General features: G+C 43.3%; 19 protein-coding genes. 5 read left to right on the top strand and 14 right to left on the bottom strand.

All coding sequences use genetic code 11. The features are described 5' to 3' along the window. The first annotated feature begins 65 nt into the window (after nucleotides 1-65). Complete coding sequence (locus MNR06_RS09635) at nucleotides 66-1,298, top strand: hypothetical protein (protein WP_243535464.1); 1,233 nt, start codon at nucleotides 66-68, stop codon at nucleotides 1,296-1,298. A 40-nt stretch (nucleotides 1,299-1,338) separates the two neighbouring features. Here MNR06_RS09635 and alaS read toward each other — a convergent pair whose 3' ends face one another. The 3 genes from alaS to MNR06_RS09620 are packed head-to-tail and all read right to left on the bottom strand — an operon-like array spanning nucleotide 1,339 to nucleotide 5,682. Next, the gene (gene alaS / locus MNR06_RS09630) at nucleotides 1,339-4,065 is read right to left on the bottom strand and encodes an alanine--tRNA ligase (RefSeq protein ID WP_243535462.1); all 2,727 of its coding nucleotides are present in this window, start codon (nucleotides 4,063-4,065) and stop codon (nucleotides 1,339-1,341) included. Next, the gene (locus MNR06_RS09625) at nucleotides 4,052-4,516 is read right to left on the bottom strand and encodes a regulatory protein RecX (RefSeq protein ID WP_243535461.1); all 465 of its coding nucleotides are present in this window, start codon (nucleotides 4,514-4,516) and stop codon (nucleotides 4,052-4,054) included. The genes alaS and MNR06_RS09625 overlap by 14 nt, the downstream gene beginning before the upstream one ends. 11 nt (nucleotides 4,517-4,527) lie before the next feature. Beyond that, nucleotides 4,528-5,682, bottom strand: coding sequence for a metallophosphoesterase (locus tag MNR06_RS09620; protein WP_243535459.1), 1,155 nt, complete (start codon nucleotides 5,680-5,682; stop codon nucleotides 4,528-4,530). Between the two features lie 109 nt (nucleotides 5,683-5,791). Between MNR06_RS09620 and MNR06_RS09615 the strand changes: the two genes are divergently transcribed. Next, nucleotides 5,792-7,480 (top strand): AMP-binding protein, encoded by a 1,689-nt coding sequence (locus MNR06_RS09615; RefSeq protein WP_243535458.1) that lies wholly within the window; start codon nucleotides 5,792-5,794, stop codon nucleotides 7,478-7,480. 62 nt (nucleotides 7,481-7,542) lie between these two features. Here MNR06_RS09615 and MNR06_RS09610 read toward each other — a convergent pair whose 3' ends face one another. After that, nucleotides 7,543-8,028 carry a hypothetical protein gene (locus MNR06_RS09610; RefSeq protein ID WP_243535456.1) on the bottom strand — a complete coding sequence of 162 codons (486 nt, stop codon included), beginning with the start codon at nucleotides 8,026-8,028 and terminating at the stop codon, nucleotides 7,543-7,545. Between the two features lie 157 nt (nucleotides 8,029-8,185). Here MNR06_RS09610 and MNR06_RS09605 point away from each other — a divergent pair, with 157 nt between their 5' ends. The 3 genes from MNR06_RS09605 (at nucleotide 8,186) to recA (ending at nucleotide 10,349) form a co-directional block, all read left to right on the top strand. Continuing rightward, complete coding sequence (locus MNR06_RS09605) at nucleotides 8,186-8,665, top strand: phosphatidylglycerophosphatase A family protein (protein ID WP_243535454.1); 480 nt, start codon at nucleotides 8,186-8,188, stop codon at nucleotides 8,663-8,665. After that, a complete protein-coding gene (locus MNR06_RS09600) occupies nucleotides 8,666-9,151 on the top strand; it encodes a CinA family protein (RefSeq protein ID WP_243535452.1) in 486 nt (161 codons plus the stop codon). It abuts the gene before it with no gap. 67 nt (nucleotides 9,152-9,218) lie between these two features. After that, nucleotides 9,219-10,349 (top strand): recombinase RecA, encoded by a 1,131-nt coding sequence (gene recA / locus MNR06_RS09595; protein ID WP_243535450.1) that lies wholly within the window; start codon nucleotides 9,219-9,221, stop codon nucleotides 10,347-10,349. A 77-nt stretch (nucleotides 10,350-10,426) separates the two neighbouring features. Here the strand turns inward: recA and MNR06_RS09590 are convergent, their stop codons facing one another. From MNR06_RS09590 to MNR06_RS09550, 10 genes are all read right to left on the bottom strand, one after another. Next, nucleotides 10,427-11,371: a S66 peptidase family protein gene (locus MNR06_RS09590; RefSeq protein WP_243535448.1), complete on the bottom strand. Its 945-nt coding sequence runs from the start codon at nucleotides 11,369-11,371 to the stop codon at nucleotides 10,427-10,429. Nucleotides 11,372-12,004: 633 nt separating this feature from the next. Beyond that, nucleotides 12,005-12,493: a hypothetical protein gene (locus MNR06_RS09585; RefSeq protein WP_243535446.1), complete on the bottom strand. Its 489-nt coding sequence runs from the start codon at nucleotides 12,491-12,493 to the stop codon at nucleotides 12,005-12,007. Continuing rightward, the gene (locus tag MNR06_RS09580; protein ID WP_243535445.1) at nucleotides 12,490-13,683 is read right to left on the bottom strand and encodes an MFS transporter; all 1,194 of its coding nucleotides are present in this window, start codon (nucleotides 13,681-13,683) and stop codon (nucleotides 12,490-12,492) included. The genes MNR06_RS09585 and MNR06_RS09580 overlap by 4 nt, the downstream gene beginning before the upstream one ends. Then, nucleotides 13,680-14,588 (bottom strand): hypothetical protein, encoded by a 909-nt coding sequence (locus MNR06_RS09575; protein ID WP_243535443.1) that lies wholly within the window; start codon nucleotides 14,586-14,588, stop codon nucleotides 13,680-13,682. The genes MNR06_RS09580 and MNR06_RS09575 overlap by 4 nt, the downstream gene beginning before the upstream one ends. Continuing rightward, nucleotides 14,585-15,358 carry a radical SAM protein gene (locus MNR06_RS16745; RefSeq protein ID WP_407933178.1) on the bottom strand — a complete coding sequence of 258 codons (774 nt, stop codon included), beginning with the start codon at nucleotides 15,356-15,358 and terminating at the stop codon, nucleotides 14,585-14,587. Before MNR06_RS16745 ends, MNR06_RS09575 begins: the two co-directional genes overlap by 4 nt. After that, complete coding sequence (locus MNR06_RS09570) at nucleotides 15,355-16,554, bottom strand: radical SAM protein (protein WP_243535441.1); 1,200 nt, start codon at nucleotides 16,552-16,554, stop codon at nucleotides 15,355-15,357. Before MNR06_RS09570 ends, MNR06_RS16745 begins: the two co-directional genes overlap by 4 nt. A gap of 51 nt (nucleotides 16,555-16,605) precedes the next feature. Next, on the bottom strand, nucleotides 16,606-16,779 hold the full coding sequence (locus tag MNR06_RS09565) for a hypothetical protein (protein ID WP_243535440.1): 174 nt from the start codon (nucleotides 16,777-16,779) through the stop codon (nucleotides 16,606-16,608). A gap of 400 nt (nucleotides 16,780-17,179) precedes the next feature. Beyond that, nucleotides 17,180-17,788: a DUF4360 domain-containing protein gene (locus MNR06_RS09560; RefSeq protein ID WP_243535438.1), complete on the bottom strand. Its 609-nt coding sequence runs from the start codon at nucleotides 17,786-17,788 to the stop codon at nucleotides 17,180-17,182. Nucleotides 17,789-17,978: 190 nt separating this feature from the next. Then, nucleotides 17,979-22,256: a LamG-like jellyroll fold domain-containing protein gene (locus MNR06_RS09555; RefSeq protein WP_243535436.1), complete on the bottom strand. Its 4,278-nt coding sequence runs from the start codon at nucleotides 22,254-22,256 to the stop codon at nucleotides 17,979-17,981. Further along, on the bottom strand, nucleotides 22,253-23,599 hold the full coding sequence (locus tag MNR06_RS09550; RefSeq protein WP_243535434.1) for a type IV pilus assembly protein FimV: 1,347 nt from the start codon (nucleotides 23,597-23,599) through the stop codon (nucleotides 22,253-22,255). The genes MNR06_RS09555 and MNR06_RS09550 overlap by 4 nt, the downstream gene beginning before the upstream one ends. Nucleotides 23,600-23,636 lie beyond the last annotated feature (37 nt).

Here is a 23,636-nt window from a genome sequence, read left to right as displayed (position 1 = left end):
CTATATTTTGGCGCTTTGCATTTCTGTCTTCCTTGATCGGTTCTTGATCTGGTAGGCTTTTTTGCATGGTGCTTATTAAGTTTTTACTTTTGTGTTCATCAGTCGGCTTTTCGCAAATCGCTAACTACAATTCTATTATTCTTGGTGATCGTGCTGCGGGCATGGGTGGGGCCGGGACCGCTTTAGTTGAAGATACATCTTCATCAGCGTTTTATAATCCAGCTACTTTAGCGCAGTCGCCGGGTTCTGCTTTTTCAGCGGCGGTGGGAATCTATAAAAAATATGATACCCAATATGGTGGAGAATCCGATTACACAAAAACCCCGTTAAAGGTAAGCACTGGATTTTTTAGATCTTTACCCGCTTCAACTGGAAACTTAATTCGCAAAGACGATTTAACTTTTGGTTTATCGATTGTCGTTCCGGAATATGAAACCTTCAAAGGTGACTTAAATTCAACTGACACGAATACAACGACCTTGGCTTTTACCGATGAATCGTTGTGGGTGGGCGCTGTTGTTGCGAAAAACATTTCACGCACGCAGAGCTGGGGATTAACTCTGTATTATACAGCCAGGAATTTTATCAGATCTGTTCAAGACAGAACTTATCCCAATGCGACAGAAGCGATACTTTTTAACTCTGAAGAAACGTTAGTTGAAAATGCGATAGTTCCAGTACTTGGGTATTTTGAACAAACAGGGCTTGGAAATTTTGGTGTGAGTCTGCGAATTCGCTCTATTCCAATATCATCTGAAGCTACTTATTTTGAATCGCTAACTCAGACCAATCCTTATTCTAATACAGAAATTAATGAAAATGACTTAGAATCTTCGATCTTTATACCGACGAAACTTTCTTTAGGTTATTCTCGGGTGTTTTTTACTGACCTGTTACTTTCTACCAACGTGGATGTATATGAAGGGTTTAAGCATGAATCTTTGAATTTAAGTGGCAAAGGTTCTGCGATCACTCGCGAGGTGGTCGGGAATATTTCCATCGGGATTGAAAAGCCTATTGTCGATTGGTTCAAGGTTCGGGCGGGTCTATTCACTAACTTTTCACCTTATCCTGATCCCGATCCCAACTTACAACAGTTCCAAGGGGAACGTTTAGATCAGCTTGGATTCAGTGCGAATGCCGTATTTATTGCTGACAATAAAATCGGGTATACCTTCGGTGGTTATTATATTGGCGGTCGAGGCAAAGCCATCGAACGAGTGAATCAGAATTTCAGCGTGATCACGAAATCACAGCACGTGTTTACAATGCTAGCTGGAACTCAATTTTACTTCTAATTTTTCAAGAGTAAAAAAAAAGGAGCCGAAGCTCCCTTTTTTATTGAAGTCCTACGATGGACTTCACTTTGTCGAAGGCTTGCGGAAGGCTTGCGCGGTTTGGAGCCGCACCTTGCGCAAAGTCTGGTCTGCCGCCGCCTTTTCCGCCCATCAGGCCTGCGACTTCTTTTAATAGGTCACCGGCTTTTACTTCGCTTGAAAGCTCTTTTGAAACGCTCACGATGATTGGATGGGAAGCTTCACCTTGTCCAACAACCACCACGATGCCGTTTTGGATTTTGTTTTTAAGATGATCAGTGACTTCTGCCAATACTTGGCGGTCATCCAAAGCAACATCTGCCAATACTAGTTTAGCCGAAGCACCCGCTTTGGTCTTAAACGTCAAGGCTTTCGCTGCAAGATCGTCAGCATTTACTTGGCCGCCTTGCAGTTTCTTCATTTCTTTTTCTAGTTGTTTGATTTGATCTTTCAAACCTTCAACTTTAGAAGCCAGTGTCGCTGTTTCGCCAGTCGCTTCTAAATGTTTAAGGTAGTGCGGGCTTTTTTGTAAACCTGCTGCTGCTAAAGCTTCGTCAAAGTGATTGATCGAATTCATCGCATAGCGAACAGCGCCGTCACCAGTGATCGCTTCAAGGCGACGAACACCAGCACTGACGCCAGCTTCAGAAACGATTTTAAACATGCGGATTTGTGAAGTGTTCTTCACGTGGGTTCCTCCGCAAAGTTCGCAAGAAAAATCACCCATTGTAAGAACGCGCACTTGATCGCCGTACTTTTCACCGAACAAAGCCATGGCACCTTTAGAAACTGCCTCTTTGTGGTTCATGATTTCAGCTTTTACTTCTAAGCCTAAAGCGATTTGTTCATTGACCATGTCTTCGATGCGTTTAATTTCATCAGAGCTTAGTGGTTTATTGTGGGTGAAATCGAAACGAGTTTTCTGAGCGTCCACCAATGAACCCGCTTGAGTCACGTGGCCGCCTAAAACCTTTCTTAAAGCAGAGTGTAACAAGTGAGTTGCAGAATGGTTGCTCATGGTATTTCTGCGATCTACCGAATCAACAGAAGTATTTACTTTGCTGCCGACTTTAAACTGACCTTGTTCTACTTGCACGTGATGTAAAATGATATCATCGATCTTTGTAGCGTTAACCACTTTCGCTTTTGCAGTTCCATCAGTGATGTAACCATGGTCACCCACTTGACCGCCGCCTTCGCCATAGAAGGAGGTTTGATCAAGAATCATGACGCCAGTATCGCCTTCTTTAAGGCTGTCTACGACTTCGCGACCGTTTGATAGATTCATCACTTGGCCAGAACCAACGATGTCAGCGTAGCCGGTGAATTTAACCTGCTTACCTGCTGCCACATAGTCTTTTGCGAATTTAATCAAGTGCTGTTCATCAGCGTCCATGGATTTTCCTTTCCATGATGCTTTCGAACGGGCGCGGTTGTTTTCCATTTCTTTTTCAAAGGCTTCTTCGTTCACTTCAATGCCGTGTTCGTTGGCGATGACGCGAGTTAAGTCAGCTGGGAAACCGTAGGTGTCGTACATTTTAAATACAACTTCACCAGTCAGTTCTTTTACGCCCTTTGATTTTGCGCGACTGATTTCATCCATCAAGATCGCAGTTCCCTTATCAAGGGTTGCGATGAAGCGTTCTTCTTCGTCACGGATGGTAGAAAGAATTTGTTCGCGGCGCTGTTTTAATTCTGGGTAAACATCGCCCATGTGCTCGATTAATGCTTCAGCCATGGCTGGCATAAAGGATTTATCTGTTGAAAGCTTACGACCGTAACGGATCGCGCGTCTCATGATACGGCGAAGAACGTAGCCACGGCCTTCGTTTGAAGGCAAAGCTCCGTCAGCGATTAAGAAAGATGTTGAACGAGTGTGGTCCGCTAGAACGCGAAGAGCAGATGTTTTTTCAGCTTGTTCAGGATTTTTAGCTAAAACTTCTTTGTCGTTCACGTATTCGATGTTCGCGATCTTACAAGCGCGATCAATCAACGGCATGAATAAGTCAGTGTCGTAGTTATTAAATTTCCCCTGCATGGCTGCAACCATACGCTCTAAACCCCCACCGGTATCAACCGACGGCTTTGGAAGCGGAGTCAAAGTGCCTGGAGGATTTTCGAAGTACTGCATGAATACTAGATTCCAGATTTCTACGAAGCGGTCTTCACCGGCAGCGATGCCTTTGTAAGGATCAGCGATAGTTCCTGCTTTTGGACCGTGATCGTAGAAAATTTCTGTACAAGGACCGCAAGGACCTGTGTCGCCCATTTTCCAGAAGTTATCAGCATCAAAGCGGAAGATGCGGTCTTTTGGAATGCCTTCTTGAGTGTGCCAGATTTCAGCTGCTTCATCGTCAGAGATATGAACTGTGACATAAAGTTTTTCTTTTGGAATGGCTAATTCTTTTGTTAAGAATTCCCAGGCAAAACGGATGGCGTCTTTTTTGAAATAGTCACCGAAAGAAAAGTTACCAAGCATTTCAAAGAACGTGTGGTGACGAGCGGTGAAACCGACGTTTTCTAAGTCATTGTGTTTACCACCAGCACGCACGCACTTTTGCGCAGTCACGGCGCGAACGTAGTCCCGTTTTTCAAGACCCAGGAAAGTATTTTTAAATTGGTTCATACCGGCGTTTGCAAAAAGCAATGTCGGATCGTTTTCCGGAATCAAGGAAGATGAAGCCACGGCGGTGTGACCGTTTCTTTTAAAATATTCAATAAACTTGCTGCGAACTTCAGAGCTTTTCATAAATAACCTTCCTCACGGTCTCGGAATCAAATCCGCGGGATGCGAGCATGCGGGCTACGCGTGCTTTTTCTTCCCGGGAGTATTCAAAATCTTCTTCATACTTATTTTTGACAATCGCTAAAGCCTTTTCAAGCTCCAAGTCACGGTCACTTTCAACAGCTGGCAAACCTTTTTCGCGTAAGTAGTTGTTGATGTAGTGAATGCCCTTGCGTCGGCGATGAAGCATATCAGCCATGCGATAGGCAAGATCGGTGGGATCTCCTATCCATTTGTTGTCTTTGGCATAGTCGATGGCTTCATCGATGATTTCGTCTAAGGAATCCTCGTCAGAAAATTTCTCGCGCAGTTTTTTGCGCAATTCCTTTTCTGAGTGGTCCCGCATAGCGACCAAGTCCATGACTTTTCTTTTGGCTGCTTGACGGGTTTTTAGAGGATCTTTAGTGCGCGACATCCTCAAGATTATTACTCTGTTTTTGATTCCTTGCGAAGAACAATTTCGGTCAATTCACAATATGTGCCCAGGCGTAATCGGGGGCCCCAATAACCAGTTCCCTGATTGACATAGAGCTGCATCCCATTAATGCGATAAAGTCCTTTGGCGTAGCGTTCAAAGAACACAATCAGCCAGTTCCATGGGAAGAATTGGCCTCCATGGGTGTGGCCTGAAAGCTGTAAATCAACTCCAATCATCGCCGACTTCGAAGCAAGTGAAGGCTGGTGGGAAAGCAGTATTTTAAAATCATCTGGTTTTAGTTGCGATTGGACTTTTATAAAATCCGGTCCCATTTGGCCAAAGTGAGTCGCGGCGGGATCCGGAATCCCGGCAATTTGCAGGGTTTTGCCGTCTTTGCGAATTGCAGTGACTTCGTTGATCAAGACATTAAAGCCAATATCGCGGAAGGCTGTTAAACCTTTTTCCGCGCCCCAATAGTATTCGTGATTTCCCGGCACGTAATAAACTCCGTGGGGGGCCTTCAAGCCGCCCAGGGTTTTTAATTCTTCCTGATGCTTTTCTGCAAAGCTATCTAGAATGTCTCCGGTAAACACGATCACATCGGGTTTTAGCTCTAGCGTTTTATTTACTAATTTCTTTACGAACTTTTTAGGCAAGCTCGGGCTTACGTGCAAATCAGTGATGTGCACGATGCGCAAGTTATCAAACTCTGCAGGAAGATTTTTAAAATAAAGCGGCACTTTTTTTAGTTTCGGGCCGACTTTAACGACAGTGTTACCCAAAGCAAGCATTAGCACCGGTAAACCTAGTAAGTATCCTGTCGCCGTAGAGCTATAAAGCTCTTGCGTGTTTAACAATCCGAAGAGATTGTCAGCCAAGGCAAAGATGTCCCTAAGCAAGACCAAGGTCACCAGAAAGTTTATATAACCCATCACCGTTAGTGAGAAATTTAAAAGCGTGTCGCGCCATGGCTTGTGATCAAGATCCTTTTCTTTCCAGAAAAATAAAAAAGTACCAATTACCAGAGTGAAAAGAAGGGCTAGGAATGAAATTAAAAGACTGCGTTTCGCCCAGCTGAAATCGGTGTAACCAGTCAGCTGATGAGAAACATAAATGAAGATTCCTAGAATAAAAGAGGCCGCGACGGTGCGAAATATTGCCATGGCAAATAAGTAACACGCTTAGCTGCTTTTGCACAGTCCAATGTAAAAACACAGATCGGCGTCGCTGGGTTAAGAATGTTAATCTTAAGTAAATCGCTGGAGGTCTTCTATGAGCTTTCGCAACGAATTTGAACGGGCGAGGGATTTTCTAATCTTGCACAGAGCAGATTATTCCTATGCCTATGAACATTTCCAGTGGCCTCAACTTGATGACTTTAATTGGGCTCTGGATTTTTTTGACCCCATGGCAGAGGGTAATAAAAATACTGCTCTATTATTGGTACATGCTGATGGTACTCAAGAAAAATATACTTTCGAGGAGCTTTCTGAACGTTCCAACCGTGTAGCGAATTTCTTCATAAGACATGGAGTTCAAAAAGGTGATTCCATCTTCTTATTAATAGAGAATGACGTGGCCTTATGGGAAATCATGTTGGCTGCGATGAAAGTCGGTGCGGTGATTGTGCCTGCGAATCCTTTACTTTCTCAATCAGAAATCAAGGATCGTCTGGATCGGGAAAGAGTCAAAATCATTGCTACCACTAAACGACACACTGAAAAATTCTCTGTAGCCGGATCAGACATTATGCCACTTGTCGTTGATGGAGAAATTCCAGGTTGGACGACGTATGGTGAGCTTTATCGTGAAAGTGCTTATTTTGAAGCGCCTGTAAAAACTAAGGCCACGGATCCATTATTTAGATATTTTACTTCCTCTAGTTCGGTGAAACCAAGAATCGTTGAACATTCCTATGCTGGTTTTCCAGTTGGGCATTTGTCGACGATGTTCTGGATGGGTCTTCGTCCCGGAGATGTGCATCTGGGCATCAATTCTCCTGGCTGGGCGATGCATGATTGGAACAACTTTATTGCTCCATGGAATGCAGAAGCGACGATTTTAATTTTAAAGCATGAACGCTTTAATGCAAAACTCGTCTTGGATGCGTTAAGTGAGCATAAGGTGACGACCTTCTGTGCTCCGCCAACAGTTTGGAGATTATTAATTCATGAAGATCTGTCTTCATATAAAGGACATTTGCGCGAGGCCTTAAGCACCGGGGAAAATCTGAGTGCTGAGATCATCTCTAAAGTTCATAAAGCTTGGGATGTGTTCGTGCGTGATGGATACGGCCAGACTGAAGTTGCAACGGTGATTGGTATTCCGCCCGGGGAAACAAGCAGTTTTGGCACATTAGGTAAGGCTTTGCCGGGATTTAAAGTTGAACTTTTAAACTCAGCCGGTGCCCCATCTGATGAAGGTGAAATTGCTATTAACATTGAAAATCATCCGTGGGGACTGGCAACCGGCCTTGATGCTGGCACAGGATATTTACGCACTGGTGATGTTGCTTACCGTGATGAAGACGGAAATTTCACTTATGAAAAACGCCTTGATGGAGTGTTTAAATCCTCTGACTACCGCATCAGTCCGAACGAAATTGAAAGTGTTCTAAAAGAATTTCCTTCTGTGCGTGAGGCTGTGGTTATTCCAAGTCCTGATCCTATACGGGAAGTAGTGCCTAAGGCAGTCGTCGCCTTAGTGAAAGGTGCTGAACCAACAAAAGAAATGGCTTTAGATATTATGAATTTTGTGCGCACGAGACTTTCTCCTTTTAAACGAGTTCGCCGCTTGGAGTTTATGGAAATTCCCAAAAACACCTTAGGTGAAGTGCAAAGGGATGAGCTTGTAGCGTTTGAGAAAAAACGCAGACTTGAAAATGAAAAAGGTCCTTACGAGTTTTGGGAAGAGGATGCAAAAATCATCTTACCTGAAGCCTGGGCGCAAGAGTTACCGTAAGGAATTCAGTGCAAAGGATCTTGTTGAAAATGGATTGGGGAAACTCAATCCATTTTCTTTTTCTAGCGTGTTTGGCAGGGGGCTACGTAAAGATTGTTTCCAAGCAGTAGCTGAGTAATAGTTCCTTGGCCATCGTGAGTGAACTCTATCCAGTGATCATAGTAGTCGCCGAGTTCGATCTTTACTTTCTCTGCTAATCCTGAATACGTATTTCCGGATTTTTTTACGCCGTATTTAGCAATGTCGGGTATTTTAATATTCAGTCTTCTGCCGCTATCGAAACCGTTTGATGAATAATCGATTTCCAAAGTTTCTACCCACTCTTTACCAGAAGAAAACTTGCGTAATTCGCGCGAGCTGCGGGTTTTAATTGTGCATATCAAATGCTCTGCTAATTTTCCTGTCGCTAATGTTTTACTGACAAATTCAAACATTTCACCCTTTAGGACTTTTTTAACCTTTGGATCATCATTGATCATGGGTTGAGCTGCGACCAATGAGTCAGCTAGATAAACCAACGTTGCGATAATGACCATCCATCGTAGCAAGAGTCCCCCTATGCCTGCTAGGAAGTGCAAGCTGGTTCAAAATAGGCGGAGGATTCTTTTAAGTCGAATTGCGAATTTTGATGGTTACTATAAGACTTTGTTCTGACGCTTCTCATTTTGTTTTGCATCCGCTCTGGGTAAGGCCTATCCAAAAGGTATGAGAAATTTCTTAAAACAGTTGGCGACCTTGTTTGGTGTGGGTCGATTTCCTAAAGGGCCGGGGACTGTAGGCACTCTTGTGACTATTCCTCTGGTTATTTTGCTCGCACAGGCAGGGCCGTTGGTTTACATGGCGGCGATTGTTTTGCTGCTCCCGGTCGGTATTGCGGCCTGCGAATTTTATGAGCAAGACAAGGGCGGCCACGATCACAAAGAGATCGTAATTGATGAGGTTTTAGGATTTTTGATTACCATGGTCTGGTTGCCAATGACGTGGCAGGCCATTTTAATCGGCTTTTGCGTGTTCAGATTGCTGGACATTACAAAGCCTTTCTTCATAGGATATTTAGATAAGAAGATCCAAGGTGGACTTGGAGTGATGGCCGATGATGTTGCTGCGGGGATAATAGCAAGCCTCATCATGCAGGTTCTGTACACTCAAACCAATTGGTTGGGTTCTCAAATTCTGGTACCATAAATGGTATTGAATAACGAGAAACTTCAAGAACTCATTCGATCCCTTCGCGACCAAAAACTCACTGTGGGTTTTGCGGAAAGTTGTACTGGAGGTGCACTTTCGGCTTTTGTAACAGAGCAGCCTGGCGTATCTGACATCTTTTTGGGCTCTGTGGTTTCTTACTCTAACGAGGCGAAGGTGGATCTTCTAGGGGTCCGTCGAGACACTCTCATGAATGAGGGTGCGGTGAGCGAGTTAGTCGCTCGTCAAATGGCGCAGGGAGTGCGTCGACAGCTGAAAACTGACTGGTCTGTGGCAATCACAGGTGTAGCAGGTCCGAGCGGTGGAACGACCGCAAAGCCTGTAGGTACCGTATGCTTTGCCATTGTTGGACCAAGCTTTGAAGACTCACGAAAAGAAATATTTTCGGGAGATCGCAAAGCCATCCAACAGCAATCCGTAGACTATGCAGTTCGTTGGCTGTGTGAAATTCTCGACAACAATTAAACGGCCCCAGGCCAGCGACATTAACAAATAAAAGAGTTGTAGCGGGTGCTACAAGAGAGGAACACAGATGGCAGGCGCTTCTGTAGACAACAAAGCAGCGAACAATGAGAAAATGAAAGCCCTTGAGTTGGCGGTATCTACTATCGAAAAACAATTCGGTAAAGGTTCCATCATGCGTTTGGGTGCAAACGACAGTCTTGTAAAAGACGTTGAAGCAATCAGCACAGGTTCTTTGAGCTTGGACGTTGCTTTGGGTATCGGTGGTCTTCCAAAAGGTCGTATCATCGAAGTGTTCGGCCCTGAATCTTCTGGTAAAACAACAATCGCTCTATCAACTATCGCGCAAGCTCAGAAAAAAGGCGGCGTGGTTGCTTTCGTAGATGCTGAGCACGCTTTGGATGTTAACTACGCTCGTAAATTGGGTGTGAACACTGAAGACATGTTGATCTCTCAACCAGACACTGGTGAACAAGCTCTTGAGATCGTAGAAACTCTAGTTCGCTCTGGCGCTATCGACGTACTCGTTGTCGACTCCGTAGCAGCTCTAGTTCCTCGTGCAGAGATCGAAGGCGAAATGGGCGACAGCCACATGGGTCTTCAAGCTCGTTTGATGTCTCAAGCTCTTCGTAAATTAACTGCAGCTATCAACCGTTCAAACACTCTAGTTATCTTCATCAACCAAATCCGTATGAAAATCGGTGTGATGTTCGGTAACCCAGAAACGACTACGGGTGGTAACGCTCTTAAATTCTACTCTTCAGTTCGTTTGGATGTACGCCGTGTGGGCGCGATCAAAAACGGTGAAGACGTAACTGGTAACCGTACTGCGGTGAAAGTTGTTAAGAATAAAATGGCTCCTCCGTTCACTAAAGTTGAATTCGACTTGATGTACGGCGAAGGTATCTCTGAAGAAGGCGATATCTTGGATCTAGCAGTGACTGCAAACTTGGTTGAAAAATCAGGTGCTTGGTTCTCTATGAATGGCGAGCGCATGGGCCAAGGCCGTGACCAAGCTAAAAACTTCCTTAAAGAACACCCAGAATACAAAGTTGAACTAAGAAACAAAATCTTAGCAGCTAACGGTATCGGCAAGCTTTTGGTTGAAGCAAATGGCGCTAATGGCGAAGACCACGAAGGCGTAGAACCAGTCGAAGCCGAAGAAGCAGCACCAAAAAAAGCTAAAAAGGGTAAACACTAGTTTCCCAAATAAATTTAAAGAAATAAAAAACCCAGAGGGTATCCTGTGGGTTTTTTTATTTTTATGAGACACTTTTTCTAACTGAAATTCTGCGAATCTAAGCGCTGATGAACCTCTATCTCGGAGCTCGAAACTTCAACCTGAGTCATCTTTCCTAATAAAAATGAATACTGTGGTTGAACGTGGCCAAAATTAACTCCGAACACGCATGGCACCCCAACCAGATCTGCAATCTCTTTAAAAATCGAGTGATCATAAATTGATGTCGAGTACTCGGTCGGACAAATTGAGCCAAAGCAGATCAGATTAGTATTTTTTAAAGTCCCTTTTAATTTTAAGTAATAAAGCATGTTTAAAACATCGGCTATTGGCGATGACCACTCCTCCAAAAACAAAATATTTTTTTGCTGCAAGTAGAATTCGTTTAAATAATGGGTTCCGCATTGTCTCAAGAAAATCGAAAGGTTTCCACCAATAGCTATTCCGCAGAATTTACGAGTAATGTTAGTTTCTAAATGAAATTCTCGCGGAGAAACTGAAGGACGAACATCTCTAAATCTTTCTTTAGAAAACCAATCCACAAACAAGTTCTGTTTTTGCGGTCGCCAGAACTGAGAGTGAACTGTCCTATTTATGGTTATGGAATGAAGCAAGTTAGAGTAGGAGTCCCATGTGATTGACTCGACTCCTTTTGATTCTGTGAAATCAGGAAGAAACATGGGGCCATGTATGGCGTGAACTGGAGAATGCATTAGAGCGAGTAAAGTCGTTGTAAGATCACTATGCCCGCTTAGCGATTTAACACCAACTTTAATTAATTCCTTAACTTTATCGATGTGACGAATTGCTTCATATCCCCCTTTTAGCGCCATAAGATGGTCATCTTTTTGGAATTTATTACCGATTCCAAGAAAGAAAGCGTCGCTACTCAGACGTTTAAGTTGAAGATCGCCAAGGCGTTCTAAATTTTCATCTTTCGACTCAAACATATCAGTGACTTTAATTAGACCTTGAGATTTCATACCCTAGTCGCTTCCAGAATTTGCTTTAACCTAGCGAAACGTGCCAGTCCTACTGAGTAGGTGATATGGAAGTAACTAAAATCCATCGATTCTAATTTTCTGAGTCTGGTCAGTTGTATGTGTCCGACTTCGTAAATAACAGACTCTATATCAACGTAAAGTAACAAGTCACCCTTTGAACTGGTCGAGTGAAGACACCGAACAGATGCATTTCCCAAGAGGATACTAAGTTTAGACATTAGAGTTTGTACGATAAAATTTAAATCAACTTTGCGAGTGAAGCAACTTGCGCCGATAAATTCAAACTCCGAAAACTGGTTTCTGCTCGGACGAGTCTTCATATCACGAACTACGCGACACGAATAGACATAGGATACCTGGGGCCTACCTTCTGAAAGCCATAAATTCTCGATAAATTGTCGCGGGTCTGACATCAAATGGTATGTCTTTTGGAAAGCTGTGGTGATGCTGAAAATTTTATACATTGAAGCCGTAGAGTCGACCGGTGATAAAAGTAATGGAAGCTCATAAATTAAGTTCGTTTTAAATGCCTCACTCAATAGAGAGATAAGTTTCTCGCGCAACTCTCTTCCTTTTGGTGTCATAATAGCTCCGCCAGCGCCGGCCCACACTTTAAAGCAGTCCACTCTTCATCTCCGCTACTAATCGAGTTAAAATCTCCAAGTTTTGTCGTAGTTCATCAATAGTGTGTTCCGAAGGTTCATGTTTGTTGATTCGACTAATAAAAGATCTTGTCTTTTTTGCTTGCTGAGCGATCATTTCCCAAACTAGATCGTGAGTTTCAGGGTTTTGACGAAGCATGGAAACCGCACGGAAATCGGCCCTCCACTCCTCCTCATAATTGGATTGAAGTTTCGGTAAGCAATGACTTAGTTCATGAAAATAAACTAGCTGAAGCTTTGCTTTTTCTATTAATGCGCTTTTTGTAAAAAGGGGATGGGCTATTTTAGTGTTCAACAGAATAAGACGGCGGTTCACAGTAATTCCTTCGGCAGGAATAGATGCAGCATAAGTCGGAGGTTCGAAGTCTGGTTCGCCAAATGTGGATTTGTAATTGATGAATAAACTGTTTAGTTCAGCTGTAATCTCGCGTAGGTTCATGAGATTTCCTTGGAGCGCTTAACCGCAAGTACAAGGATCACGGCGAAAGGTAGTAGAAGTGTCGCAAATGCAGATGTTGGACTATCATTGAATAGGGCAACGGAAGAAAACAGGGCTAAAATAAAACTGGAAAACATCTCTGATCCGGTAGATGTAAGAGAAAAAAACTTTGCGCTATTTGATTCGTCTGTACACGCCCTGTAGGATTCCCCCATAACAATTGCACTTCCTGCGACTAAGGAAATTTGGAAACCACAGACAGCAAAGATAAAGCTGAAACTCCAAATGCTCATGCAGAAAGTTCCGAATGCAAATAAAACAATGCCCACTCCAAGAAATAGTTGCGCTTTGTCGGTACTAATTCTGTCTAAAATATAAGAAACGACAAAGCTCGCTGCAAACCCGAGTGAAGTAAGTAGGCCGAGTGCCCATTTAAGTCCTCCAGCTTCTGCACTTAGTTGCCAATATGTTATATAAATAGTAAATCCCACACCTGATAACAGATTTAGAAAAAGTGCCCATCTGAAAGCGCCGTTTTTTGATGCTTCTACTAAATAGGACAAAAGTGGTAGTGGATTAACAACTTCAATAATCTTCTTTGAAGATCTCCATTTTATATCGGACACAAGCAATCGCTTCGTGCTTAAAATCGCACATGAGATATAAACTAAGGCGCTAATTAGAAAAATGTGATGGCTTTGGTTGAAATATATTAAACTGGAAGCAATTATCATTGCTAGAACGATTCCACTTTGGCGCACCAATTGTCCTCGTGTGATAAATCTTTTTATTAGTTGGTCCTTATCAGAATCACCTTGAATGCTATCAAAGACGAATGCCGAGATAGTGCCTGATAAGCTCGCTAAGCCAAAAGCTTTTAATCCAAGCGAAGCGATTAAGAAATGTTTTGAAGGAAGTAGCCACAATCCGACCATTGAGAAAGCTAAACAACATGTGCCTATCGCCAGAACTAGAAGCTTATTAAAATGATCCGCGAAGTGAGAAGTCGGGTAATCTAGCAGAGCAATCAAGATACACCCAATACTCATTAGCCAGGCGATGCCATTATTGTCGATTCCTAGACCGTTTCTAATATGAATTATTAAAATTGGGCTAATTATCATATCAGCAAACGCTATTCCAAAAATTAAGAAATATGCTAGTGATAAGGCACTTTTTGTTTTTTTCATAATTCCTCCTGAATTCGGTTCAAGACTTCTTCTGGATTTTGTGTCGGATGAGAAGTAATCCACTCGTGAGCAAGCGCAAGTCCAGCGCCATATCGAATCGAGAAAACCGGGTTGATATAAATATTGTTTATCTTGTTGTATACCCACTCAGTATTTTTATTAAATCCTAGATAAAATTTCACAAGATCACTTGGTTTGATTAAACCCTGAATCAATTTAAGAACAAAAATGGTCTCAATCAGCAGTTCTCGAACGCGTGTTAGTGCTCTTGGTCTCTGGTCAGGCGCTACATTCTTTAATTCATAATAGGTGGCTAAGCCCTCAATCCAACACGGGTTAAGACTGTCTATGTCCGTTTCTAAGATGCCGATTTGTAATACATGTCCCGGATACCATTCATGATGTAAATGTGAGAGCAAGAAATTATCGTTCCGAACGAGTATTCTATTCTCTACAAGTGCCATTCTGTAATCAGTAAGAATTAATGATGATTCTTCCGCAAAACACATCCCAGGTAATTGATGCTTCAATTTGTTGCCTTCAATATCCGAACGGAATTCTATTTGTTCAATAATCAACTTATTGAAATCAAATTTCTGATTCAAATTGTAAAACGGTTCTTCAAAATTCCATGACCGAATAAGTTGTAGGCATTTTTTCGTAACTTGTTCGGGGTCACGGAGCCCAAATTCCCAAAGACTACTACGTAGATAATCTTGTGTTTGTTTGCGCCACCTTTCCCAGTCAGACGTGGTAACGATGCAGGCACCAGTTCGTACTTTGGGATGCCAGTCTCCAAAGTCATAGAATATGGACCTTTTTTCTGCAGCTGCTTCTTTTGAAGAGTGAGGCCAGTCGCGCAAGCGCATGAAATCTAAATACTCCTGAAAGGCTTTGTTGTTCATATCAAAGGCCAGCATCGATTTCTGTAACAAGGCAGTTTTGGTAAAAGATAAGCTATGATGTCTTTCCGGCGAGATAAAAAATCTTGAAAATTAAAGTTATTCAAATCACCAAGAAGATATGCATCTGTCTGGAGATGAAAGCATGGATATATTTGAGACTTGGCGTTAATCATAATAGATTTTGTTAGGCTCTTACAGGTGTTGGGTCTCCTAATTGTACTCGAGTTGAAATTATCTACGGGGTGCATTTGAAATAGAAAACTATACTCTTTTGCATATTTTCTCACTTCGTCAATTTGGTCTTTATTTCCGTTGCTTACGGTCATTACAATAGTTTTCATAGGAATACGCGAAGCTCGAAGAAGCTCTAGACCATTCAGAGTTTTTCTATGTAACCCCCTTTGTTTCTCATGATAAGATGACGTTATGCTATCAAGACTGACGTGAACCTCATCAACATATTTTTCTAGCATTTGAATGGTTGTTGAACTTAATAGCGTCCCATTTGTCATGATTAGAACGTGTGGCACGAATTGCCTTACGGTCTTAAGCAGATCTTCAATTTCTCGATGTAGAAGAATTTCTCCACCGCTTAAGCTTACCGATTGAATCTGCAGATTTTCCCCAAAAGACTCGAAAAAGACTTTCAATGCAGTTGGTGAGATCCGACTTGAGGAGCGAGATAATTCACCCTTTTCATAAAAGCAGTATTTGCAATGAATGTTGCATACGGAATTGATTTCTAAAAAAAGTGTATCAATATTTATCAAGCTTTTTTCCTATTCTGTGTTGTCACTGAATCAGTGACAGCCAAGCGATAGAATTGGCACTTGTTATCGATTGCGCTACTTGGTCCCGTATTGCCAAGAGCTAGCTCAAGTCCACAAGCGCCCCCACATACACTATGAGCGATACATTGTCGACATTCTAGCGCGAAGGCCTTTCTACGGTTTTTGAATATTCTTGCTTTGTTAATGTCAAACTCGCTCATGCCCTGGGTGAGATCTTTGTGATCATTCCAGTTAACGATACAATTACTTATGCGACCTTTGGGAGAAATGGAAATAGCCATTCCAGAAAGCGAAGTACATGGTCCAATATTAGGAATTTTTTCGGATAACACGTAGTCAACTTTGTCGAGTTCGCTTGCAAAGTCGAAACCTATTTTTTCTGCTACTTTTCTCGCTGCTTTTAGACTTTTGTAAAGTAGCGTTCCATTTACCTCCCAATCACCTTTACCTGGTTGGGGAGAATTAACACTCAATTGTTTTACCCCAATAGATTTAGCGAATGCTACTAACCGGGGTAAACGCGGAAGAGTTTCATTCATAGGGGTATACAAGAGATTAACTGCGAAGTTATTTTCTATTAATTGCTGTATGCCTTCAAGAGTAAGCTTAAAAGTGCCGCGACCACTTATGAGAACACGGTACTTATCGTTCAGCTCTTCTAAGTCGGAATCAAGGGATAGTGTGAAGAGAATTTTATCTCGATGCTCTTCAAATGCTTCAAAATCAAGGCGTCGTACCAGCGATCCGTTACTGTTTATTTCAAAACGCAAATTATCATAAAGAGGAGAGTTTTTGAAACGCTCTAAAATTCTTTGAATATAATGGCGCTTTGTTAAGGGTTCGCCACCAAAAAGCTGCAAAAGAAGTCCCTCGGGATCACCATAATTCTCTAAAAAGTCACAAACTTTATCGATATTTTCCTCAGGCATGTCTACTAGTTTCGCGTGTTGATCCATCACGAAACAGTACTTACATCGAAAGTTGCATTGTTCAGTAAGGACGATACGAGCACGCGTTACCAGAATATTTTTCTGAATATAGTTTCCAGTCACTTCGTGCGCGTGTTCGAATGCTTCTTCATAGGTCGTATTTTCGACTGGCTCCTGGTATTTGATTTCGAGTGTTATTGGATTAAAATAAAAATCTGAATTTTCGTCTTTAATATGCTTAAACATTCTATGCCTCAAAGTTAGGGGTGCCGGTAACCGACACCCCTTATATTCTGACTAATTGCTTTTCTCTTGTTCAGTTTCAGCAGTTAGTTCAACTTCAAGTTCTGCAAGCAGTGCTTCAAGTTGCTCTTGTGATGAAATCTCAACGGCTTCTCCCTCGGCTGAAAACATCACTGCTTTTTTACTTCGAAAACACAATTCTACTTTTTGTTTTTCCTGTTTCTTCATAGGCTTCCTTTCCCCGTGGGCTGACCACGTTGCGAATGTTTCTGCAAAGGCTGGTCCCATATAGAAAATCCCCAAAGGGGATATAATCGATTTGAAGCGCAACGAATTTACTAAATCTAAAATTAGGGTATTCATTCTCAGAATTCGGATGCCCGGAAGCTGAATAGGGCATGCCAAAGAAGCGGAATATGGGCGTAATCTCACCAGTCTTGGTTTCTATAGGGTAAGTAACCCGGGATCAGCCATCTTTAATCTTGTAAATATGCGCTTTAGAATTGTGCTTCTATTTGAAAATGCAACTTTTACGTCGCTTTTCTAATGTAAAGGGCATGGTCGGAATTATAAGAGCAATGATCGTCGACAAGTTAGTTGCAAATACACCGTTTATTTAAGGAATGTACTACGGGCAGTTGGTCCAGCGCAGACGGTATTTTTGTGACAGTCTTCCGTCGACAGAGTCGACGGCGATTTGACCTACTTTGCTGCCTCCCGCTTTTTTAAGGTGCAGCTTAGTGGCTAGGACGATGACACTTCTTTCTTTCATTGGTTTGCAATCAATCGTCAAAGGTGGTTCGTTTGATCGCAATGCTGTCAGTACGAAATTTTCGTTGATAGGGCCCTTCCATCTTTCATAACCGAATTCAGCAAGGGCGTGTTTGTCAGATCCGTTGCCTGAAGTGACCTTTACTTTTTGTGATCCAACTACCCCCGGGTCTAAATACACGTAGCCGCGGAAATCGACTTCTTCGATTCTAAAACCCATTCGCAGAGGTTTTTTCAAACGAATGCGCACTTTGCATTCCGTTGATGCCTCGGTCGTATCAGCGCCGGCTGTTATGCTTAAACGATCATAAAGAACCGTGAAACTTGAAGCATCCGGAGAGATCTGTACGGCAACACTTCCTTGCGGGCAGCCCTGGCCAGCAAGCTGCACTTCTTCGATTTGCAGTGATTGCGCTAAAGTTGCACAAGAAAAAATCATGCTTGAAAAAATGATCAACGATTTCATAGACGCTCCTTCATGTCGGGACACCATCCTGAAAGCAAAGCAAACTAAATGCCAGTGACAATGGAGACAGAATGCCTCCACCGTCACAGTTCAATAAATTCAGACAGATAACGCGGTATAGACTGGAAAAAGTGCCAGGCACCTTTTTAGGAGATGACGCAATGTGGACGTAAAAAAGAATCAGGCACCTTTAGTATTTTTGGCCGGTGACTGAAAGGCTATCTACTTCGCAGGCAGAGGTGCCTGTGGAGGTTAGGTAGGTTTTGATTTTTAGTGTTCCCGTGCCAATGACCGACGGGAAAGAGTTGATGTTTGCAGCCATGGTGCTTGAATCGTTGGCTGTTGTAGAGTCTGTGGATGCAGCCCACGTGCTGCCGTTCCAGTAATAAAAATTTGTTCCATCGGGGCTTAATGCGTAAGAAGAGCCATTGCTGCAGCCATTGGCACCTAAGGTTGCAGAAAAGCCGTTCGTATTAATAAATACATAAGCAGAAGTAACCGATGCGGCACTGGTCGTTATAGATTCGTTAGCAGAATAGTGATTCGGTCCCACCGTCACCGACTTAATTTCAGGTGAACAATACGAAGCTGCCGAACTGTAAGTACATCCCGTATTGGTATCGTCACTTTCAAGAATCGAGCGGTACTGGAAGTATCGGTTGCTTGAAAGTGAAAGAGCACCAAAGTTGCTAAACACCATCGATGAAGCAGAACCACTGATAGTTCCATCAGCGACGTTGTTGGTCGTATTAAATAATTCCGAGAAATATGTGCTTGAAGTGTTATCAGGACCCTTCCAACCTTGGCTGTTTCCGGCTTGATCCGAACAGTCGTTGTTAGCACAAGTGCGCACCTGGTATTTGATTCTGTTTATTCCGCGACGGTACAGTTGATGAATTTCGGCTGCCGATAAAGTTCTTTTCCAAATCGCGACTTCATCCAGGTTGCCGTAAAGGGGGTTATTTCCTGAAGTATAGTTACCAATAATAGCAGCGCCCGATCCTGGGGCATTCAAGGCCGCCGTTAGACAACTGCCATTGGCAGCCCCATTTATATAAAGTTGATAGCAGCTGCCATCATACGTAACAGCAACATGGCTCCAGGTAAACGTGGGTAGTGAAGACGTTGACCAATGATACACGCCGCTAGTGCCGTAAAAAATGCCAAGCTTATTACCGTTTCCAAAACCAAAAGCAAAAGAACTTCCAGTTCCCGCTGAATTGATAAGGCACAGGATTCGCGATTCAAGATTATTAATAATGTAGCGGTGGGGGAAAACCCACGCGCTCATTGTCGTAGTTTGATTGGCAGCTGAAACATAATCGCTACTTGCTGTCGCTGAGATTAATTGACTATTTGAATTGAAGGCCGCAGCTCTGCCAAATCGGGCATTCGTAACATTACTTGCACCCGTTGAAGTCGCATGACGATTGTTTCCCGAAGAATCAAGAACATCCGCTGTACCCGGGCCAGCCCAAGAGGCTTCGTCAAAGTGCCATAAACCGGCAAGGTCCGTACCGTAGCCAGAACCTGTGAATGAAGAATAGCCTGTGGTACTTTCATTAACAGTTTTACTTGGAAGCTCTTTAAAAAATGGCATCGTTGTAGCTACATTTATATTTGTCCAGTTCGTTAAACTTGAACCTGTGGCTTGCGCATCCATGATGCGCGATAAAATTTGCCCCGAATATTTAGCTTGCTGACGGAAATAAATACTTAAGATTTCAGTATCAGTTAAGGCCGTGCTCCATAGTGCGACTTCATCGATGTTGCCGTTAAAGTAACGGTCGGTGCCGTTACGGCTGCCGATAGAAAAAATTCCGCCGCTAGTAACGTTGACGCCCGCTTTCGTTGAAATATTAACAGTTCCTAAAACTCGGCCGTCTTGAAAGACTGTGGCTAATCCATTAGTACGATTAAATCTTGCGACTATATGATGCCAGCGTCCGTCGTCGTATTTTCCTATAAGGGTCGCCGACGTAACTCCATCAAGGCCCACCGTCAAATAGTTGTGTTGAGTGACGGTATTTGAAGTAATAGTACCGCTGACAGTTCCAATGAACCAACCATCATCCGCACCGGCACTGCTTTTAGAAACAATGCGACTGTTTTGGTGTGTGGAAGTTTTAATCCAAGCCGAAACAGTCAGTCCACCAGTTCCGATGTCGTGTATATTTCCGCCAGAAAGATAATCATCTACGCCATCAAAAGTCAGACTTTGATTGAACTGAGAACTTGCATACGCCATTCCGGCCGTAGCTGAGGAAGTTAAATTAGCGCCAACAGTCGCTGTAATGGTGCTTGAAGCAGCAAGAGCACCAACAGTTCCATTCAAACGCCAGTAGCCAACAAGATTATTCCAGTCAGGCCCCCAAGTGGCATCAAGCTGAGAGTTGTTGGTTGTCGTATTTAAGCGTGCCACATTCATAGAGGAATCCCATTGCACACCAGTTAAAACAGCAGGGGAGCCAAAGCCTGTATCTGAATCATCACTATCTACTTGCGGAGCAGGCTTTAAGCGCGCATATCCAGCAGAAGTGACTTCTACGTTAGTTCCGCTGCTTGATGTGTAACTAGCGGAAGTTCCCGATGTGAAAGGAATGCTTAAAGTAAAGTTTTGATAAGAAGCCGCAGAAAGTTCGTTCGTAGAAACGACGGAACCATAGGGGTTATTAGCGCGACCACGGAAATAGTAACTTGTTCCTGCAGCAAGATTGACAACTGCTGGTGAAGTAACCCCTGTGCTAGCGGAGGCGTATGAATCCGCCGCTGTCTTTGACGAAGTATCATAGATGGCATCGTAACTTGTGGCTCCTGCTACAGAGTTAAATGCTAAAGAAAGGGTGCCCACGCCAGAACTAAGTGAGGTCGTGGAAAAGGCGCTAATCGGAATTCCAACCGCTTCGGCCGTGGCATTAACCGAACCTGAAGAGTTCACAGCAGTTACCATGATATAGTAGGAGGTCCCACCGGTAAGGCCACTGACTTCATAGGGAGAACTTGCTGCCGTCGAAGCAGTAGATGAATAATTTCCCGTCGAAGTTCCGTATTTAACAGTGTAACTTGTAGAGCCCGTTGATGTGCCAAAAGCCACTTTAAGTTTATTGCCAGTATCTACGGTGACGCTTGAAATTGAAAATGCAGAAAGGGGAGTCGCTGAAGCTTGCGCCGTTGAGCTTGTTGTCGCAGTGACATTGCTTGCTTCAACCATAAAATAATAAGTCGTTCCAGGCGTAAGGGAAGAAATCGTCGTCGGCGAAGTCGCTGAAGTTGATACCGTCGTGCCAAAAGTCCCAGAGACCGTTCCATATTTTACTGTGTAGCTAGTGGCTTCGCTTGAAGCATTCCAAGAAAGCACTACTGAAGAAGCGCCGGCCACTGCACTGGCAATCGTGAATGCACCCGGAGCAGGTGGATGAATCAGAAAACTATCAGAGGCAGAAGAAATAGCACCTGTCCCACTTGAAACAAGCGTATTTTCTTTAGTTGCCGTTATAATTTTACCAGAGCCTTTTGTGTTAACAGAAATATTTGTGAATGTTGCCACTCCGGCAACGGAAGTGATCGTAGTTGTTCCCGCTAAGGCACCCGTGCCTGAAGAAAGTGACAGGGTGATATCAGCTGTGGCATCCGGGCCCGAGGTCACCATATTTCCAGCAGCATCTTTGATATGCACAATAGGCTGGCTTGGCAAGCTTACACCCGGGGCAACATTCCCCAAAGGTTGAGTTGCAAACACTAATTGAGAAGCAGGTCCGTGGGTCACGGTGACCGTAGGATGTGCGCTCGTAATAAGTTGTCCAGCGATGGCAGCACGAATCGAGGTGGCTGTTCCCATAACACCGCCAGTAAACGTCGCCGTATACGTCCCATCACCGTTATCAGTGACTGCGCTAAACGTACCAGTGCTTGTTCCACCATTTTGACTGAAGGACACGACAAAGCCGCCACTGGTAAGCGGGTTTCCTGACGTATCGTAGGTGTGAAAAGTTGCGGTGACAAATGATCCCGAAGTTATCGATGCAGCCGAAAGACTGACGTACGAATGAGCAAGTGAATAATTACCCGGCAGTACTTGAATAGCAGGTGCCGTTGAAGTCAACGGAACACCATCGACAGAGGCAATGATATTCGTTGGTGTGCCGGCATTCACTCCAGCAAAGGTCGTAGTGAAAGTTCCATCATCGTTATTAATGACATCACTAAACAGACCAGTGCTGGTTCCGCCTGAAGTTGAAAAGGTGACGGTGGGGTTGCTGCCTTCGTACCAAAAAACTTGGCCATGCTGATCACGCAAAGCCAAAGTTAAGGTGATCGCAGTGCCTGAAAGCAAACTACTGTCAGAAGCAACAACGGCACTTTTACTTGGTGAAATCGCAATTCCACCAAGAAATGATTCGTCGATCGTTGAACTAGATTTACAACCGGCTAAAGCAAAGACTAAAGAAAGAAGTAAGATGAATTTCATCGTTCCTCCTCTTTAAAGAGATCTATACTGTAAGTTAGAATTCCAAAGACGTTGCTTTCGCCGACATCCATGAAGGACGTGTTCTGCGTTCTTTGTTTGTATCCTAATTCCGCTTTCAATTTTGAGTGGCGAAGACCCATCGCGGCTGAATAGGCTTGGCCACTTTCAATCGTGTAGGTGTCAGTAGATGAAGGACCTAGGTAACTATAGCCCCAACCGAATTCAAGTTGGGTTTTTCCTTTTTTAAGCAAAGCTTGCTTAAAGGTGATTTCGGCTTTCGGAACACCTGCAATATCTAAAGAAACCTCCGTCGCAGAAACACCGTGCAAAAAAAGTTCGTGGGAATAACCAAAGTTAAAACCCAAGCGCGAGTTTGCAAAAATATTTTTGTTCAAAGAAAACTGCAATGCCATCAATGTCTGATTGGTATTGCTTAGGGTTTTTGAAGAGCTTGTTAAAGGAACAATACCAATGCTGCGCGCGGAAAAATCAAATGAAGTTGAAAATGAGTCGCTCCACAACTGAAGCCAGCGCATTCCTGCAGTAAAATCCTGTGATGAGTTTAAATCTGCCTTTGAAGCACTTGTTTTATCAGTGGCATTGATGGAGGAGAATTGATAACCACCAAAAAATTCGGCGCGATGATTGATTTCTTCCTCCTGTTCTTTAACCAATAGGGAAGGCAAGCGACGACTTGGATCTGGTTGTGTCTGAGGAATAACTATCGGAGCAGGTTTCTGCGCAATCACTGTATTTTCCACAACAACTGGCTTTTTACCCACGGCGGATTCTGCAATAACGACATCTTTAGAAACGATTTCCTGAATAACAACCTTTTCATGGGTTACTACTTCTGAAGTCGGTTCTTCGGTTTGCGCAGGAATTCTTTTTTCAACGACAACATTGGTTACATTTGCCATGGCTGCAGTAAGATCCGTACCCCATTCAGGAATGCGAATCTCTACCCCAGTCAGAATTTGATTTTGATCAGCAATGAAGGGATTTACTTTCAACAAGCGTTCAAGGTTTTGGCCAGCACCATAAGTGTGACCACCGCGAATACGGTCAGCAATTTGTGATAGTGATTCTCCATCTTTAACAACATACGAATGCAATACAGGTCCCTGTGCTTGAGTAGCACATGAAACGAACATCATGATTGCTGTTAAAATTCGTTGTCTTTGTCTCATATCGAAATAGAAATCGCGAAACCCCTTCGAGATAACTCTTCGGAATTTTTCTGGTAATTCTGAAATTTTTTGGTGATTGCGCAGACTTAGCAAATGTTTGAAAGGCTTTTGTCCATGAACTCCAGCGTGTTTAGAAGCCGCGCCAAAGCTCATATAATAAATTTGGAGCTCGAATTGTTACAGGAGTGTG

It is taken from the genome of Bdellovibrio reynosensis (genome assembly GCF_022814725.1).
Classification (GTDB): domain Bacteria; phylum Bdellovibrionota; class Bdellovibrionia; order Bdellovibrionales; family Bdellovibrionaceae; genus Bdellovibrio; species Bdellovibrio reynosensis.
Note: the sequence above shows the minus strand (reverse complement) of the source record. Positions and strands in the feature narration are given on the sequence as shown.

Bases quoted from the DNA above. Each gene is read 5' to 3' on its own strand.
- MNR06_RS09635 (WP_243535464.1), top strand. From the start codon at position 66: ATGGTGCTTATTAAGTTTTTACTTTTGTGTTCATCAGTCGGCTTTTCG.
- alaS (WP_243535462.1), bottom strand. From the start codon at position 4,065: ATGAAAAGCTCTGAAGTTCGCAGCAAGTTTATTGAATATTTTAAAAGA.
- MNR06_RS09625 (WP_243535461.1), bottom strand. From the start codon at position 4,516: ATGTCGCGCACTAAAGATCCTCTAAAAACCCGTCAAGCAGCCAAAAGA.
- MNR06_RS09620 (WP_243535459.1), bottom strand. From the start codon at position 5,682: ATGGCAATATTTCGCACCGTCGCGGCCTCTTTTATTCTAGGAATCTTC.
- MNR06_RS09615 (WP_243535458.1), top strand. From the start codon at position 5,792: ATGAGCTTTCGCAACGAATTTGAACGGGCGAGGGATTTTCTAATCTTG.
- MNR06_RS09605 (WP_243535454.1), top strand. From the start codon at position 8,186: ATGAGAAATTTCTTAAAACAGTTGGCGACCTTGTTTGGTGTGGGTCGA.
- MNR06_RS09600 (WP_243535452.1), top strand. From the start codon at position 8,666: ATGGTATTGAATAACGAGAAACTTCAAGAACTCATTCGATCCCTTCGC.
- recA (WP_243535450.1), top strand. From the start codon at position 9,219: ATGGCAGGCGCTTCTGTAGACAACAAAGCAGCGAACAATGAGAAAATG.
- MNR06_RS09590 (WP_243535448.1), bottom strand. From the start codon at position 11,371: ATGAAATCTCAAGGTCTAATTAAAGTCACTGATATGTTTGAGTCGAAA.
- MNR06_RS09585 (WP_243535446.1), bottom strand. From the start codon at position 12,493: ATGAACCTACGCGAGATTACAGCTGAACTAAACAGTTTATTCATCAAT.
- MNR06_RS09580 (WP_243535445.1), bottom strand. From the start codon at position 13,683: ATGAAAAAAACAAAAAGTGCCTTATCACTAGCATATTTCTTAATTTTT.
- MNR06_RS09575 (WP_243535443.1), bottom strand. From the start codon at position 14,588: ATGAACAACAAAGCCTTTCAGGAGTATTTAGATTTCATGCGCTTGCGC.
- MNR06_RS09570 (WP_243535441.1), bottom strand. From the start codon at position 16,554: ATGTTTAAGCATATTAAAGACGAAAATTCAGATTTTTATTTTAATCCA.
- MNR06_RS09565 (WP_243535440.1), bottom strand. From the start codon at position 16,779: ATGAAGAAACAGGAAAAACAAAAAGTAGAATTGTGTTTTCGAAGTAAA.
- MNR06_RS09560 (WP_243535438.1), bottom strand. From the start codon at position 17,788: ATGAAATCGTTGATCATTTTTTCAAGCATGATTTTTTCTTGTGCAACT.
- MNR06_RS09555 (WP_243535436.1), bottom strand. From the start codon at position 22,256: ATGAAATTCATCTTACTTCTTTCTTTAGTCTTTGCTTTAGCCGGTTGT.
- MNR06_RS09550 (WP_243535434.1), bottom strand. From the start codon at position 23,599: ATGAGCTTTGGCGCGGCTTCTAAACACGCTGGAGTTCATGGACAAAAG.